Origin of the sequence: Streptomyces sp. NPDC001508 (genome assembly GCF_040298665.1) — a bacterium.
Taxonomy (GTDB): domain Bacteria; phylum Actinomycetota; class Actinomycetes; order Streptomycetales; family Streptomycetaceae; genus Streptomyces.
Genome location: NZ_JBEPAP010000011.1, coordinates 161,166 through 175,864, shown reverse-complemented (window position 1 = coordinate 175,864; position 14,699 = coordinate 161,166). Strand labels below are relative to the sequence as shown.

16 protein-coding genes and 1 pseudogene are annotated in these 14,699 nt (G+C 70.3%); 9 read left to right on the top strand and 8 right to left on the bottom strand.

The window, feature by feature from the left end; all coding sequences use genetic code 11:
• Both ABT245_RS13930 and ABT245_RS13925 read left to right on the top strand, forming a co-directional pair.
• On the top strand, positions 1–285 hold a 285-nt coding region (locus tag ABT245_RS13930; RefSeq protein ID WP_351732924.1), incomplete at its 5' end, for a hypothetical protein.
• 287 nt (positions 286–572) lie between these two features.
• Positions 573–1,010 carry a GNAT family N-acetyltransferase gene (locus tag ABT245_RS13925; RefSeq protein WP_351732921.1) on the top strand — a complete coding sequence of 146 codons (438 nt, stop codon included), beginning with the start codon at positions 573–575 and terminating at the stop codon, positions 1,008–1,010.
• On the opposite strand, the gene ABT245_RS13920 is transcribed toward ABT245_RS13925, so the two are convergent.
• Entirely contained in the window at positions 1,007–2,452 is a 1,446-nt protein-coding gene (locus ABT245_RS13920; protein ID WP_351732918.1) for an NF041680 family putative transposase, read from the bottom strand. The genes ABT245_RS13925 and ABT245_RS13920 overlap by 4 nt on opposite strands.
• 287 nt (positions 2,453–2,739) lie before the next feature.
• Between ABT245_RS13920 and ABT245_RS13915 the strand changes: the two genes are divergently transcribed.
• The 5 genes from ABT245_RS13915 to ABT245_RS13895 all read left to right on the top strand — a co-directional run bounded on the left by ABT245_RS13915 (position 2,740) and on the right by ABT245_RS13895 (position 7,137).
• Positions 2,740–3,507 carry an ATP-binding cassette domain-containing protein gene (locus tag ABT245_RS13915; RefSeq protein ID WP_351732915.1) on the top strand — a complete coding sequence of 256 codons (768 nt, stop codon included), beginning with the start codon at positions 2,740–2,742 and terminating at the stop codon, positions 3,505–3,507.
• 17 nt (positions 3,508–3,524) lie between these two features.
• Positions 3,525–4,310, top strand: coding sequence for a class I SAM-dependent methyltransferase (locus ABT245_RS13910; protein ID WP_351732912.1), 786 nt, complete (start codon positions 3,525–3,527; stop codon positions 4,308–4,310).
• Positions 4,311–4,878: 568 nt separating this feature from the next.
• A complete protein-coding gene (gene rpmF, locus ABT245_RS13905; RefSeq protein ID WP_181658604.1) occupies positions 4,879–5,049 on the top strand; it encodes a 50S ribosomal protein L32 in 171 nt (56 codons plus the stop codon).
• Between the two features lie 5 nt (positions 5,050–5,054).
• Positions 5,055–6,236: a GTP-binding protein gene (locus ABT245_RS13900; protein WP_351732910.1), complete on the top strand. Its 1,182-nt coding sequence runs from the start codon at positions 5,055–5,057 to the stop codon at positions 6,234–6,236.
• A gap of 73 nt (positions 6,237–6,309) precedes the next feature.
• A complete protein-coding gene (locus ABT245_RS13895; protein ID WP_351732908.1) occupies positions 6,310–7,137 on the top strand; it encodes a class I SAM-dependent methyltransferase in 828 nt (275 codons plus the stop codon).
• A gap of 583 nt (positions 7,138–7,720) precedes the next feature.
• On the opposite strand, the gene ABT245_RS13890 is transcribed toward ABT245_RS13895, so the two are convergent.
• From ABT245_RS13890 to rpmB, 3 genes are all read right to left on the bottom strand, one after another.
• Positions 7,721–8,098 carry a hypothetical protein gene (locus ABT245_RS13890; RefSeq protein WP_351732906.1) on the bottom strand — a complete coding sequence of 126 codons (378 nt, stop codon included), beginning with the start codon at positions 8,096–8,098 and terminating at the stop codon, positions 7,721–7,723.
• 186 nt (positions 8,099–8,284) lie between these two features.
• Entirely contained in the window at positions 8,285–8,590 is a 306-nt protein-coding gene (rpsN, locus tag ABT245_RS13885) for a 30S ribosomal protein S14 (RefSeq protein ID WP_351732904.1), read from the bottom strand.
• On the bottom strand, positions 8,590–8,826 hold the full coding sequence (gene rpmB / locus ABT245_RS13880; RefSeq protein WP_351732902.1) for a 50S ribosomal protein L28: 237 nt from the start codon (positions 8,824–8,826) through the stop codon (positions 8,590–8,592). Before rpmB ends, rpsN begins: the two co-directional genes overlap by 1 nt.
• Positions 8,827–8,943: 117 nt before the next feature.
• Here rpmB and ABT245_RS13875 point away from each other — a divergent pair.
• Positions 8,944–9,081 (top strand): annotated as a pseudogene (locus ABT245_RS13875) (CobW C-terminal domain-containing protein); the annotation flags it as partial.
• Positions 9,082–9,162: 81 nt separating this feature from the next.
• Complete coding sequence (locus ABT245_RS13870) at positions 9,163–9,723, top strand: GNAT family N-acetyltransferase (protein WP_351732899.1); 561 nt, start codon at positions 9,163–9,165, stop codon at positions 9,721–9,723.
• 64 nt (positions 9,724–9,787) lie between these two features.
• On the opposite strand, the gene ABT245_RS13865 is transcribed toward ABT245_RS13870, so the two are convergent.
• The 4 genes from ABT245_RS13865 to ABT245_RS13850 all read right to left on the bottom strand — a co-directional run bounded on the left by ABT245_RS13865 (position 9,788) and on the right by ABT245_RS13850 (position 14,699).
• Positions 9,788–10,555, bottom strand: a complete 768-nt coding sequence (locus ABT245_RS13865; protein WP_351732896.1) for a class I SAM-dependent methyltransferase — start codon at positions 10,553–10,555, stop codon at positions 9,788–9,790.
• 87 nt (positions 10,556–10,642) lie between these two features.
• Entirely contained in the window at positions 10,643–11,869 is a 1,227-nt protein-coding gene (locus ABT245_RS13860) for an aminotransferase class V-fold PLP-dependent enzyme (protein WP_351732894.1), read from the bottom strand.
• Complete coding sequence (locus ABT245_RS13855) at positions 11,866–13,203, bottom strand: pyridoxal-phosphate dependent enzyme (protein ID WP_351732892.1); 1,338 nt, start codon at positions 13,201–13,203, stop codon at positions 11,866–11,868. The genes ABT245_RS13860 and ABT245_RS13855 overlap by 4 nt, the downstream gene beginning before the upstream one ends.
• A complete protein-coding gene (locus ABT245_RS13850) occupies positions 13,200–14,699 on the bottom strand; it encodes a Y4yA family PLP-dependent enzyme (protein ID WP_351732889.1) in 1,500 nt (499 codons plus the stop codon). Before ABT245_RS13850 ends, ABT245_RS13855 begins: the two co-directional genes overlap by 4 nt.

Here is a 14,699-nt window from a genome sequence, read left to right as displayed (position 1 = left end):
TCCATGACGGACAGCTTCACCGCCGCCCCTGGGGGATCAGCTGCCCGGTCCTGGCCGGCTGCCCGGGAGGTGCCCCAGGGCCGCATCACGGTGGCCGTGGCGGTCAGCAACGAGGGCTCCGCGGCCACGGATGTCATGGCGCCCTATCAGGTGTTCGCCGAGTCGGGGAAGTTCTTCGTCTACACCGTTGCCGCCGAGCGCCGTGTGCCGACTTCTCTGGGGGTGACCGTGTGGCGCGAGGCGAGTTGGGGCAAGTTTTGGCAGCTCAGCGCCGGTCAGTGTTAGGATATCTGATGCAACACCTGTGGCGCTATCGCTGATTCGAGAGCTCGTGGAGCCTGTCCGCTGTAGTTCCATGTGGTCGGGCAGACGGCGCCGTCAAGGCCACGCTATGATCCCTGTCATCACTGAAGCCTTCCCGGTCGGACGCCTATCCCCGGGGAGGCTTTCTTCATGCCTCGTCGGCCACCGCCCGGGGCATGACCACCCCTCTCGGGCGTAAGCCCGCGGCACCGACCACTGAGTTCGGCATAGGCATGTCCGACGGTCGGTCCCCTGTCCAAAGGAGTGCCATGCCAGACGTTTCAGTGCGCCTCGCGACCGTTGACGACCGTCCTACCATCGAACGACTGTGGCTCATGTTCCGCCACGACATGTCGGAATTCGGCGGCCTGCTCCCTTTCCCCGACGGGACGTTCCGCAGTGAGCGGCTTGAGGCCGCCTTCACGGAGACCGGCTGGGCGCCGTACTTGCTGACCAGTGGCGATTTCCCTGTCGGTCTCGCGTTCGTCCGTGCTCTGACGGAGCCAACGCATGTACTGAACAGCTTCTTCGTGGTTCGCGGAGCCCGCAGGGCGGGGATCGGCCTGCGGGCAGTTCAGCAGGTCGTCGCCAGCCATCCAGGGCGGTGGGAAGTCGCCTTCCAAGACGCCAATGTGGCTGCAGTCCGCTTCTGGCGGCGCGTCGCAACCGAGATCGCTGGCGAGGCCTGGTCTGAGCTTGGCGTTTAACCTCGCTGGTCTTGGTGTTCCTTGATTGATTCGGCGCGTTTGACGGTCTTGCCAACGTCGTGACGCCTCGCCCGTTGCTTGTTCTTCGAGCCGGGAGGCCGTCCGGGGCCCGGTCGGGACGGTTTCGGCGCATTTGCTGGGCGGGCCGCTGCCGCGCGGAGGTTGCGAAACCCCCGGCGGACTCGGGCGGGGGTGAGGCGGCGGGGTTCCGCGGGCCGTTCCCATGGGCGGCGGAGGTCCTCGGCAAGGGGCCGGGCAAGGCGGAGCTGGGTGTGGGCGGTGATGATCAGCCAGGTCCACAGGTCGGCCGTGTCGGGGTTCCTGACCTTCGGGGCGGTCCAGCCCAGGGTCTGTTTCATCAGCCGGAAGGTGTGCTCCAGGTCGAAGCGGCGGAGGAAGGCCTGCCACCAGCGGTCCAGGTCCGCCGGTGTGGCGGCGGTGGCCGAGCACCACAGCCAGACCGGTTTCGGGTCGCGGTCACCGGGCAGCCGCTCGACCTTCAGGCGGATCAACGTGCCGTGCAGGACGGGGAGTTCTTCCTTGGTGTGGTTCAGCCAGGGGCCGCGGTGGGTGAGCCGGGGATGCATCCGGTCCCAGGCCGTTGCGGTGGCTGTGCCGTAGCGGGTGGTGTCCGTGGCGGTCGTGACGTCGGGCTCGTGCCAGCTGTCGGGCTTCTTGAACGTGAGGACGCCGCCGTGCCGGCGAGGACGCCCGCCCCGGGGGCCCGACCGGGCGGGGCCGGGGTCGCGGAGCATGACCCGGTCAGAGCGCAGGCGCCCGACCAGCACGATGGGCAGATCGGCGAGAGCGTGGGTCAGGTAGGCGACGTCGTAGCCGGAGTCCATCACGATCAGGATGTCCGGATCGCCCGGTCTCCAGTGACCTGCATTCGTCAACCGCTCGACGACATCCCGGAGTTGGGAGGCAGTGACGGTCGTCGCGTCGTCGGCCGGGCCCAGACGGACCGCGTCCAGGAGAGCGACCCAGGAGGTGCGGCCGGGCTCCAGGGCCGCGACGAAGGAGTAGGGCCAGCCGGGCACCAGCTGGTCCGAGCTGCGGTCACCGCGTCCATGGACATGGCAGAACAGCCGGTCGCCGCTGGTGGGAGCGTCGGGTCGCAGCCAGTGCGACACGTCCACGGCGAGCACGATCCGCCCGTCGGCCGCCTTCGGCAGCGGCAGGCCCGCCAGCGCGCGACGCAACCGTGTCGGCTCCAGCCAGCCACGGTCCAGGGCCGCGTACAGCGCACCGTGCCCGCGCCGATGCTCGACCGCCAAGGAGAGCTCGACCAAGGTTTTCACCGGCCCGTCCGCGCACAGCACCGCATCGGTGAGCTCGAAGAGCGCGTCCGCCCGCTTGTAGAGACACTCGTAGAACTCGACCCGAAAGCGGGACAACAGGCCCAACGCCTCGATTCCGGGCACCTCGACAGGCAGACTCATAAGCAGCGGCCGTTCCCTCGTGCTTTGTGACTCGACATCTCGAAGCGTGGAGAACGGCCGCCTCCGCTGTCCCATGAAGAACCGCAGGTCAGCAGGACGAGTGACCCGCGAGGTTAAACGCCAAGCTGAGCCATGACCACGACCTGGTGCGCGCGGTGGCCGCCCGCACGGTCCTGCTGGGGCACGGCCGGGTGGCCGCCGCGGGCCCCACGCCGGAGGTACTTTTGACCCCTGCGGTACCACCCCCTCCCCCGACGCCTGTCGGGCCCGCGAGGCCGACCAGGACCGTGCTGGAGGCACGGAACCTGACCGCGTGGCTGCGCCCCGGCCGACGGGGCGAGGTCCTGCACGATGTGACGGTGCGGGTGCCGGAAGGGGGTTGTACCGCGCTCGTCGGCCCCTCCGGCAGCGGCAAGACCGTCCTCGCCCGCTGCCTCGCCGGACTGCACGAACGCTACCGCGGTGAGCCGCTGCCCGCCCTCCGCCGCCGCACCACCCGGCAGATCCGCGGCGTGCAGTACGTCTGGCAGGAGGTGCGCAACTCCTTCGACGACCGGCGCACCGTCCTGGAACAGGTCGCTCGCACCGCGGTGCGACTCCGCGGCCTCACCACACCGGAGGCCGACAGGCAGGCACGGCAGCTGTGGGAACGGCTCGGGCTCACCTCGGAGCACAGGGCGCGGTACGCCGCCTCCCTGTCGGGCGGCGAGCTGCAACGTGTGGCACTGGCACGGGCGTTGCTCGCCGAACCCGACGTACTGATCTGCGACGAGATCACCACCGTCCTCGACGCTGTCAGCACCCACCTGGTCACCGCCGAGATCACCCGTCTGCGCGAGCAGAGCGACACGGCGGTGCTCTGGATCGGCCACGATCTTGAACTCGTGGAGCGGCTTTCCGACGACCTGGTCGTCCTCAACACCGGCACGGTGGTGGAAAGCGGCGGCAGCCGCACGGTCCTTGCCTCCCCCGCAGCCGACACCACCCGCCTGCTGCTGCGGTCCCGGCATCTGGGCACCGCCCCAACACCCCTTACCGAACAGAGCGATCAGTGAAGGGAACACCCGCACCCATGACCACCACCCCGACCTCCACCGACTGGCAGCAGTGGCAGACGAGCTGGGACCGCCAGCAGGAGTGGTACATGCCGGACCGGGAGGAACGCTTCCGCGTCATGACCGACGTCGTCGAGGCCGTGACCGACCGCACCCCGCTCGTCCTCGACCTCGCCTGCGGCACCGGCAGCATCACCGACCGCCTGCTGCGACGCCTCCCCGGCGCCCGCACCGTCTGCGTCGACATCGACCCGGTCCTGCTGACCATCGCCCGCGGCCACTTCGCCGACGACCCTCGCGTCACCTTCGTCGAAGCCGACCTCACCGACCCCGACTGGACCGCACGGCTCCCCCACCCGTCCGTCGACGCCGTCGTGACCGCCACCGCCCTGCACTGGCTGGACACCGAACCACTGCGCCGCCTCTACGGCACCCTGGCCGGACTGCTACGCGAGGGCGGCGTCTTCCTCAACGCCGACCACATGGACGACGAGTCCGCGCCCCGCCTCAACGCCGCCATGAACGCCCTGCTCACCGAACGCCGGGAACGGCAGCGCCGCGAGGGCGCCCTCGACTGGGCCGACTGGTGGGGCCGGGTCGCCGACGACCCCACCCTCGCCGAACCGGCGGCCCGCCGCTTCGCCCTGCTGGGCGACCCGCGCGAGCCCCGGCCCGCGGGCACGAAACCCGACCGCCCCACCGCTGTCCAGTGGCACCTCGACACGCTGCGCGAACAGGGCTTCGCCGAGGCACGGCAGATCTGGTGCTCGGCGGGCGACGCACTGGTGGCCGCGCTGCGCTGAGCCGCTGGTCCCGGCCCGGACGGCTTCCTCCGCCCGGTCCGCGCCTGCCGTCAACGCCCTACGAAATTCTGTCGGTTCGCTGTCTTCCCGCACCCCCCTCGGACAGATGTCGGTCGCGCCGTCCGGCGACGGCCGGTGAGCGGAGCCGCGGCAGGAAACAAGTGAGGTTCCGTGCACGGAACGCAGGACAGACAGACGGCCTCCGCGGACGGGGTGTGGCCCGGGGAGTATCCGATCACCCGCGCGCGGGCGGGCCGGGATGAGCGAGCGACTCAAGAGGCTGTGGTCCCTGTCCGTTCCGCCCACGGCGCTCCTCGCCGGTGGCTGCGCCTGGCTCGGTCTCCTCGTCGGGGAAGGGCCCGGGGCCGTGGCCGGTGCGGTCACGGGGCTGAGGACCAGCGGGGGGCTGCACATGGCGGTGAGCCGCGCGGTGTCGGGCCCTCGCGGGCTCCGTCCCGTGTCCGCCTCCAGACACCCTGGTTGGCCGGCGCGACGGCCACCATTCGTAATGGGTTCCATTTTCATGTAGCGTTTGACCTCGCCCATCAGCTTCAGCCAGGAGGACAACATGGCCGTACCCAAGCGGAAGATGTCCCGCAGCAACACCCGTCACCGCCGCGCCCAGTGGAAGGCCACCACCCCGCAGCTCGTGCCGGTCACCGTCGACGGCGTCCCCTACCTGGTGCCGCAGCGGCTGGCCAAGGCGTACGAGCGCGGGCTGCTGCGCCCCGAGGGCTGAGCTCCGTGCCGTACGACCGGCCCGACCGGCTGCCCGTCACCGTCCTGTCCGGCTTCCTCGGCGCCGGCAAGACCACCCTGCTCAACCACGTCCTCAGCAACCGCGAGGGCCTGCGCGTCGCCGTCATCGTCAACGACATGAGCGAGGTCAACATCGACGCCGCTCTGGTGCGCGGCGGCGAGGCCGCCCTGTCGCGCACCGAGGAACGGCTGGTCGAGATGACCAACGGGTGCATCTGCTGCACCCTGCGCGACGATCTGCTGGAGGAGGTCGACCGGCTGGCCCGCGAGGGCCGCTTCGACTACCTCCTCATCGAGTCGTCCGGCATCTCCGAACCCATGCCGGTGGCCGCCACCTTCGCCTTCGCCCGCGACGACGGGGCGACGCTGGACGACCTCGCCCGCCTGGACACCATGGTCACCGTCGTCGACGCGGCGAACTTCCTGGCCGAACTGGCAAGCGGAGACGAACTCGTCGAGCGCGGCCTGGACCAGTACGAGGACGACGAACGCACCGTCAGCGACCTGCTGATGGACCAGATCGAGTTCGCCGACGTGATCGTGCTCAACAAACTCGACCTGGTCGAAGCGGAGACCGCTGACGGGCTCCGGGCCACGCTGGCCCGCCTCAACCCGGCCGCCCGCATCGTCCCGGCCGCCCACGGCCGCGTGAGGGTCGCCGACGTGCTCGGCACCCGGCTGTTCGACCTGGAACGCGCCCAGCAGGCCCCCGGATGGGTCAGGGAACTCAACGGCGACCACGTGCCCGAGACGGAGGAGTACGGCATCTCCTCCACCGTGTTCCGCTCCGAAGCGCCCTTCCACCCGGGCCGGTTGTGGACGTTCGTGACCGAGGAACTCGACAGCGGGGCCTACGGGCGGATCCTGCGGTCCAAGGGCTTCTTCACCCTGGCCAGCCGCCCGCTCGTGACGGGACTGTGGTCGCAGGCCGGCTCCGTGGCCCGCTTCGAGCCCTCCGCCGCCCGCGACGCCAAGAGTCCCGACGCTCAGGAACTGGTCTTCATCGGCACGGACCTGCACGCGGACGCGCTGCGAGCGGCACTGACCGACTGCCTCATGGCGGACGGCGAGAGCCTGCCGCCCGTCGACCCGTTCCCCGCCTGGGACACCTACGGCATCGACGACACCTGCGAACACGAGCAGCCCGCACTCGTCGCGGGTACCTGAGACCCCGGGCCGGGCGGTGGACGCAGCCACGGCACCGTCCGGCCCGGCACGGAACCCGATCCGGGAGGTCGGCATGGCAGAGCACGGCATACGCCTGGGCAGGGTCCAGGAGACCCTGCTGATCCCGCTGTACGGCCGCGCGGTGGAGAACCGCAAGGAGCAGCCCGCGCTGCGCGATACCCGGGCCGCGGAGATCGTCGCGTCGATCGACTACGACTTCGCGCGCTTCGACAACCTGCCCAGCCTGACCGGAGCAGTGCTGCGTACCAGCCTTTTCGACCGGTGGGTGACGGACTTCCTCACCACTCGTCCCACCGGCACCGTGGTGGAGATCGGCACAGGGCTCAACACGAGGTATGAACGCGTCGACCACGCCCAGGCCCGCTGGTTCGACCTCGACCTGCCCGATGTGATCGACCTCCGCAGAACCTTCTTCGCCGATACCCCACGCAGGACGATGATCGCCGCGTCGGTGACGGACGAGACGTGGGCCGACGGGGTGACCGCTCAGGCCGGCGGCCCCTGCTTCTTCGTCGCGGAAGCCGTCCTGCCCTTCCTGCGCGAGACGGATGTGCGTCACGTCGTCGGGCTCCTCGCCGACCGCTTCCCCGGTTCTCTGCTCGCCCTCGACACCGCCGGCGCCGCGTTCATCGACGCTCAGGACCGGCACGACGCGATGAGCAAGGTCGAGGCCCGCATGCAGTGGACCTGCGACGACCCGGCCGAACTCGCCGAATGGCGACCGGGGACACAGATCCTCGCCTCCCACACGCTCAGCAGCCTCCCGCCCCGGATGTACGACGAACTGCCGGCCGCGTACCAGGAGATGCTGTCCGGCCTAGCCGCCCAACGGCTGCCCCAGGCCGAGGCGTACCGGCTCAATCTCCTCCAACTGCCCTGACCCCGGCTCCAGTCGGCACCGCCACTCCTCGTCGGCGGCCTCCGGCAGGGCGTGGACGAGCGAGGCGGGAAGCTCCCGTGCCGCCCCATCCGTGCCGCCCGGCCGCGGCTGAGGCCGCCGCTCCACAGTCGTTCCGCCCGGTGGACACAGCCGATGTCCGCCATGAACGACTCCGTGTCGATACCGACCACGATCGGGGCCGGGTCGTAGTACTCCCCCAGCGATCCGCTGGTCACCCGAGGACGCCACAGCTCCACCAGAAGCGGGAGGGCGTCGACATTGTCCGGCGGCGCGAGGACGACGTGTGCCGCGCCCGGCGAACGGCGCAGCGACAGCAGGTCCTGGCGCAGGATGACGACCGGATCACCTGTCGCACCCCGCAACGCCCTGCCCGCAAGTGCTGTCCCGGTGCCGGAGAGGAAGCGCTGGACAGTGGGGTGTCCCTCGCCCTGCGCCTGGATCGACACCGCCAGGACCACAGCGCGAGAAGCAAGCCTCAGCACCTGGTCGGCCACGGCACCGCGAACGCCGGGCGTGTTGCCGGTCACCACGCTCAACAGACCCTTGCTTACACCGTCCAGCCTCAGTTGAGGTGCGCGACGCTCGGCGGGGCGGGCGGCGCCAGCAGCCTGTCGGGCAGGGTGCCGTCGTCCGGCATTCCGGCTCGCAGCCACGCCCCGACCGCCGCGACGTCGGCTGCGGTGACGAGCGGGCCGAGACGCACGACGGCTCCGGTGGGGCTGCGCTCCGCCGTGCACGGCTGTACGGCGGCGTGCGGCCCTCGTCGGCCCGCGCAGTGGAGAATCCTCCGCAGGCATCCTGTGGAGATCATGACGCCGTGGGGGCTGTCGCGGACCGCCCGGCGCAGCTCGTCCAGCACCTGACCGGTGGCGGCCTCACAGGAGGCGCAGACGACAAGGGTGAAGGGACGGCCCCGGTGGCCGCGTGCGGCGTCACTCATGTGTGCCCTCCTGCCGGATCTCACAGCGGACGGCTTCCACTTCGGCCTCACCTCTCGCATCAGCACGGGCGGCGACCACGAGCACGCCAGGGCTCCCCGGCATGCTCGTACCGCCTTGGGCGAGGGCACGGCCCGGACGTGAGCCGCGCCCCCTCGCGTCCCTCCGTGCGCACGGAGGGACTGCCGTCACCAGGACGACTTGGTGACACCGGGCAGGAAGCCCGCGTGCGCCTGCTCCCTCACACGGACGCGGGAGAGCCCGAACTTGCGCAGATGTCCCCGGGGGCGGCCGTCGACGCTGTCCCGGTTGCGGACGCGGGTGGCGCTGGCGTTTCGCGGCTGCCGACGCAGTTCGGCGAGCGCGGCACCGCGCTCGGCGTCCGTCGAGGACGGACGCCGAATGATCTCCTTGAGTTCGGCCCGCCGGGCGGCGTAGCGCTCGACGACGACCTTGCGCTTCTCGTTCATCGCGATCTTGCTCCGCTTGGCCATCAGACCTTCCCTCCCCGGGCACGGATGCGCGCGACAGCCGCTTCCACGCCGATGGTGTCGACGGTCTTGATGCCGCGGGCGCTCAGCGTCAGCCGGACGTACCGGGACTCGCTGGGCAGCCAGTACCGCTTGCGCTGGATGTTCGGGTTGAAGCGGCGGGAGGTACGCCGGTGCGAGTGGGAGATGTTGTTGCCGAAGCCTGGTTGGGCGCCGGTCAATTGGCAGTGGGCGGACACAGGATGACCTGCCTCTCCTTGAACGATACCTATCGGTAATGGAAATCGTTCCCACATAGTAGCGCTCGTGGCTCGCACCGAACTCCGCCCGGTCATCAAGCTCCGGCCCACCGCCGGGAAGACCTGTGCTGCGCGGCGGCCCGCAACAGGGGCCGGTTCCGGCTCGCCGACCGCCCTGACACCCTGCTCTCCTGGGACGCCGCCGGTGGCGCCCTGTGTGTCGAAAGCGCCGGCCCGTGGCCTGCCTCCCTGCCCGCCGGCTTCGCCTCCACGCTCGACGCCGCGTGACCGCCGACTCGCCACCGCCGTCGAAGGACGTCTGGCAGGCTGATCGCCATGGCAGCGCATAAGACAGTGGGGTCACCCGAGTTCACACAGATCACCTGGCCCCACGAGCTGACCTCCGGCCTGAGGCGGGAGCTGGTCGACTGCTGGGTGACGGTGAGCAATGCCGGCGGGGCGGTCATCCCCCACGGGTTCTCCCTGCCACCGGTGAGTGCGCAGGAGGTCGGGCCGGTGCTCGACCAGATCGTCCACACGCTGGATCCGCAGCAAAGCAGGCTGCTCGTGGCCACCGTGGAGGGTGTGCTGGCGGGATGGCTGCTCCTTCACCGTGATCCGCACCCGCTCGTCGCGCACTGCGGCATGGTCAACCACGTGCAGACGCACACCAGGTTCCGTGGCCTGGGGATCGGTGCCACGCTGATGCGCCGTCTTGCAGGCGTCGCCCGTGACGAGATGGGCCTGGAACGACTGGGGCTCACCGCGAGATCAGGTCTGGGACTTGAGGAGTTCTACCGCAAGCTGGGCTGGGTCGAGGTCGGCCGATGGCCGGGGGCGCTGCGGGTGGCCCCCGGTGACGACCGCGACGAGATCCTGATGAGCCTCGCCCTGTGACGGCCGTCCGCGACCCGGCAGGGAGTCGTCCTCGTGGGCTCGGGGAGCGCACAGGCGGTACGGATCAGTCCTTGACCGCGACGAGGACTCGACTGTCGCCGAACTGCCAGACGGACGTGACATGGCGAAAGCCGGCCTCGCGCAGAAGTTCGGCATGCCGGGCCGCGGTCAGGTGGCCGCCCGGCCCGCCGGCCGGCTGGGCGGCCCGGCGCTGCTCTCGCTGCGCGAACAAGTCGGCGAGTTCCGGGTCCTGGGCCACCTCGGCCCACCAGGACTCCCAGTCCTCGTGCGTGTGGGCACGTGATCGCTCGGCCCTGCGGCGGCCCACATGCGCGGTGAGCTCCGCGAGGGGCGAGCCGTACTGGGGGAAGTGGTCGCCGTTGACGAGGGCGCCGCCGGGTCGCAGAAGTCCCGCGAGGCGGCGGTATGTCTGCAGGAGGGCCGGCTCGGACAGGTAGTGCAGGGCTGTTGTCGAGACGGCCGCGTCCAGATGCCGGTCCAGGCCGAGCGTGTCGGTCCAGTCGTCGTCGCCGATGACGGCGTCGACGTAGCGTGCGGCGTCCGCGTGGTGGGTGCGGCCGAGTTCCAGGAGGACCGGGTCCATGTCGACGGCGACGATCTGCGCGCCCGGCAGGCGTCCGGCGAGCCGCGCCGCCAACGAGCCCGGTCCGCAGCCCAGGTCGAGGAGGAGCGGTCGCCCGCAACCGGCGGTCAGGTGCCCGACCACATCCGCGATCACGGTGAACCGCCCTTCACGGTCGACGGCGTAACGCTGCTGCTGCCGTTCCCAGCGCTCCACCCACATCTTGGCCGTCCCCATGCTCACGCCCATCTGGTCGCGCCACCTCTTCCGTCTCTCACCTGTCGCGAACGCCGTCGAATCTACAGGTGGTAACGGTTTTCGATTCCATCTTATGCGTCAATCGAGTGACGCCAGGACCATGAGCAGACGGTCGACTTCGTCCCCGGTGTTGTAGACGTGAAGGCTGACCCGCACCGAGCCGTCCTTCTTCTCGTCGGCGCCGGCCTGGCAGAGACTGTCGGCCCGCACCATGAAGCCGTGGCTGAAGAGGATGAAGCCGAGGTCGTCGGATGGAATGCCGCGATGGCGGAAGGTGACGATGCCGTGGCGCCGCTGGTGGAGGGACAGCGCGGAGTCGGCTGCCAGGCTGGACTGGCAGCCCAGGATCTCGTAGGAGGCGAGGTGCCGGAGTCCGTCGGTCAGCCGGGTCGCGAGAGCCACCGTCCACCGCGCGATCCGCTCGACACCCGCCGCCTCCAGCCAGTCGAGCGCCGCCTCCAGCGAGGCGATACCCACCGTGTTGGGGGTGCCCCGCCAGCCGCCCGGCTCTAACGCCGGGCCCCGCGCGTTGCGCGCCCAGACCGCGCCCGTACCGGGCAGCGCCAGCGCCTTGTGTCCCGAGAAGACCACGAAGTCCACATCGAGCGCCGACTCGGCGACGGAGACCGGCAGATGGCCGACACTCTGGGCGGCGTCCAGGCAGATCGGCACGTCCGGGCCGACGGCCGCGCGGATGCGGTGGACGTTCATGTCGCCGCCGTAGACGTGGTGGACGTGCGTGGCGGCGACGAAACGGGTACGAGGGCCGACGGCCTGACCCAGCACCCGGTGGTCGTAGTCGCCCGACTCGGCCTGGTACGGCAGTGCCCGCACGCGGACGTCGATTCCCCGGTCCGCGAGCAGCCGCTGGGCCTCAAGCCAGGGGTCCAGATTGGCCCGGTGGTCGGCGAAGGGGACGAGGATCTCGTCGCCGTCGGAGAGAAACGAGGTGAGCCAGTCGCGGGCGATGGTGCGCAGTCCCTCGGTGGTGCCGCTGGTGAAGTGGACGGCGGACCGCTGTGGATCCGGGTCGCCGAGAAACCCCCTGACGCGCCGTCGGGTGCGCTCCACCAGCTCCGTGGTTCGGTTGGCCCACGGGTAGGTGCCCCGCCCCGCGTTGGCGTTCGACGTCGTCAGGTACGACTGCGCCGCTTCCAGTACCGCCCGGGGCTTCTGCGCGGTGGCCGCGCTGTCGAGGTAGGCCAGGTCGGGATGAGCGGTGATGATGGGGAACTGCTCCCGCATCTCGCGTTGCCAGGCCGCGTCGGCTCGCTCCTGCCCGTGGCCGGGATGCATGACGCTCATTCCCGTATCAGCGGCGCGCCCGCGTCCCGCCAGGCGATGATGCCGCCGGTCAGACTGCGTACGTCGGGGTGGCCCATCCGGGTCAGCAGCGCGGCGTACCGGGCGGACTTCTCGCCGACCGGGCAGGCCAGCAACACCGGCTGCCGCTTGCTGAAGGGCAGCCCGTCGCGCACGAGTTCCTCGAACAGCTCGTCGACGATGTTGACCGAACCCTCGATGTGCAACGCGGCGTAGGCGTGCGGGCCCCGCAGATCGACGACGAGCGGGCGCGGTTCTCCGTCGGCCATCCACCGCCGGGCGGCGTCGATGTCGACGGTCCGGGCCTCGGCTCGTACCTCGGCCTCGGTGAGGGCCGCGGCGGAGTGTCCACGGCGCGGCCGGCTCAGGAGTTCGGGGCGGCGTTGCCGTACATAACTCAGATAGCTCTCAGCGCGGTCACAGACGATGAAGACCGCCGTGCGACGCTGTTCGGAAGCCGTCAACTCAGCGTCCAGGGAACGCAGATGACGTACGGCGCCATGGTAGGCGGCACCACCCGTGGGGCCCGAGAGCAGTCCGCAGCGGCGGATGAGGGTGAGCATGCCGTCGATGGCCTCGTCGGAGGTGACCGACTCGATGGTGTCGTATGTCGCCGGGTCGAACAGGCCGACCTGGTGAACCTCGTCGATGGTGCGGATGCCGGGGATGAAGTCCGACTTGTGGGCGACCAGGCCGAGGACCCGTACGTCCGGGTCGTGCTCGCGCAGCACCCTGGCCACGCCGGTCGACGAACCGGCCGTGCCGACGCAGGCGATGAACCAGTCCGGCGCGCGGCCGTCGAGGTCCTTGATGATCTCCGGGCCGGTGCCCGCCGTGTGCGCCTCGGTGTTGAGCGGGTTGAAGTACTGGTCGGTGTGCAGATAGGTGCTTCCCGGCTCGGTCAGCGCCTGGTGGAAGCGGGTCAGCGGGTCGTCCGTGTCGGTCGGGTCGAGGCACTCGCTCTGTCCGGGCAGTTCCTCGATCTCGGCGCCCAGCAGCAGGAGCAGTTCCTTGATCTCCGGCACCCGCATCCGGTTGGTGACGCTCTTGAAGCGCAGGCCGTGCATTCCGGCGAGGAGGGCGAGCGCCTTGGCCGTGTTGCCACTGGAGAGTTCGACGACTGTCTCGCTGTGCTCGGTGGCGGCTTCGAGGAGCGGGCGGGCCATGTTCCAGGCGGGCCGGTCCTTGACCGAGCCGAAGGGGTTCAGCATCTCCAGTTTCGCGTACAGGTCGATGTGGCGCAGTCCATGCACGGCGGGGTCGATGCGCACCAGCGGCGTGTTGCCGATGGCCTCCGTGATGCTGTCGTACCTCATGACCAGGCTCCCCCAGGGTGTGTGATCGGCCAGTACTCCTCGTCCAGGCACCAGCGCCAGGAGTTGCCGTCCGCTACGACAGCCACGGTGCGGGCCACGGGCTGCCGTTGGGCGTGATGGGCATGGAAGTCCATCGCGTAGCCCGCGGTGTTGGCGAAGGCCAGCAGGTCGCCGGCGCGCGGCAGCCGGGGCAGGAAGACCGCGCGGCGCGTGATCAGATCGGCCTCCAGACAGAGATTGCCGACGAGATACACCCCCACGGGCCCGTCATCGCTCTCCTCTTCCGCTCCAGCGCGTGCGAGCAGGACGGGGTCGACGAGGACACCGTGCTCCTCCAGGCTCACATCTCCGGCGTTCATGCCCAGCCGCACCAGATACTCCCCGGCCCCCTGCCCCGTTCGCCGTACGTCCAGGACCCTCGCCAGCGAGAGTCCGCACTGGTCGACAAGAGCGCGGCCCGGTTCGGCGCACAGGTCGTACATGTGCTCCAGGAGCAGGGTCGCGGTGGGGCGGCCCAGGGAGGGCGCGGGAAGTGAGAGCAACTCGGCGAGATAGTCGGGTCCGGCGGCGGGCCGGTACGCCGGGTACAGGGCCGCGGCCCCGCGCACCGTGCCGCCCTCGTTGCGCAGCCCGTAGCCGTGCCCGCGCCAGGTCAGGGCCGGACGGGTGCCGAGCACGGCCTCGGTCAGCGCGGTGGTGTAGCGCTCCCACTCGCCGGCGTCGGCGACGTAACCGACTCCGAACCCTCCGCCGATGTCGAGGACCCGCGGCGAAAGACCCCGTGCCCGGCACTCGTCCATGACCATCACACAGCTCTCCAGCGCGCGGACCTTCTCCGCGAGACCGGTCGTGTCCAGGTGGTACGCGATGCCGGTCAACTCGACTGCGTCGCGGTGCCGTTCAACCGCTGAGAGCAGTTCACCCACCTCGCCCGCCGGTGAGCCGAAGCGGCTGCGCCGTGAGAGTACCCGCACACCGGACTCCTCCGGGCCTCCTGCCGATTCGAACCCGGACAGCCGCAGCAGGACGTCGACCCGGGGAAGGGCGTACTTCCGCACCAGATCGGCCAGTTGCTCCAGTTCGTGGCGCGAGTCGAGGTTCACCGTCGCTCCGACGCGAGCCGCCAGCCACAGGAACTCCTGGTCCTTGGGGCCGGTGGCCATGATCCGGTCCGGTGTGAAGCCGCAGCCCAGGGCGTGGCGCAGCTCCCCGATTGAGGCGACGTCGACGCCGACGGCAGCGGGGTCCTCCACCGCCAATCGCCGTACCAGGGAACTGGACTGGTTCGCCTTGTGCGCGAAGTACACACGTCCGGCCAGGTGGTGCTCGCGGTAGACGGCGTGGAACCGTCGTGCGTTCTCGGCCATCCGTTCCGGCAGCAGCACGTTGAGCGGTGAGCCGAGCGCGTCGACGAGCGAGTGGAGGAACGGTCCGGCGGCCAGCAGCGAGGTGAGCGGGGGTTCGAGCCGGGGCCGCAGACAAAGGGGCTCACCCAC

Coding starts and splice junctions, on each gene's coding strand:
- ABT245_RS13925 (WP_351732921.1), top strand. CDS start 573: ATGCCAGACGTTTCAGTGCGCCTCGCGACCGTTGACGACCGTCCTACC.
- ABT245_RS13920 (WP_351732918.1), bottom strand. CDS start 2,452: ATGAGTCTGCCTGTCGAGGTGCCCGGAATCGAGGCGTTGGGCCTGTTG.
- ABT245_RS13910 (WP_351732912.1), top strand. CDS start 3,525: ATGACCACCACCCCGACCTCCACCGACTGGCAGCAGTGGCAGACGAGC.
- rpmF (WP_181658604.1), top strand. CDS start 4,879: ATGGCCGTACCCAAGCGGAAGATGTCCCGCAGCAACACCCGTCACCGC.
- ABT245_RS13895 (WP_351732908.1), top strand. CDS start 6,310: ATGGCAGAGCACGGCATACGCCTGGGCAGGGTCCAGGAGACCCTGCTG.
- ABT245_RS13890 (WP_351732906.1), bottom strand. CDS start 8,098: ATGAGTGACGCCGCACGCGGCCACCGGGGCCGTCCCTTCACCCTTGTC.
- rpsN (WP_351732904.1), bottom strand. CDS start 8,590: ATGGCCAAGCGGAGCAAGATCGCGATGAACGAGAAGCGCAAGGTCGTC.
- ABT245_RS13870 (WP_351732899.1), top strand. CDS start 9,163: ATGGCAGCGCATAAGACAGTGGGGTCACCCGAGTTCACACAGATCACC.
- ABT245_RS13865 (WP_351732896.1), bottom strand. CDS start 10,555: ATGGGCGTGAGCATGGGGACGGCCAAGATGTGGGTGGAGCGCTGGGAA.
- ABT245_RS13860 (WP_351732894.1), bottom strand. CDS start 11,869: ATGAGCGTCATGCATCCCGGCCACGGGCAGGAGCGAGCCGACGCGGCC.
- ABT245_RS13855 (WP_351732892.1), bottom strand. CDS start 13,203: ATGAGGTACGACAGCATCACGGAGGCCATCGGCAACACGCCGCTGGTG.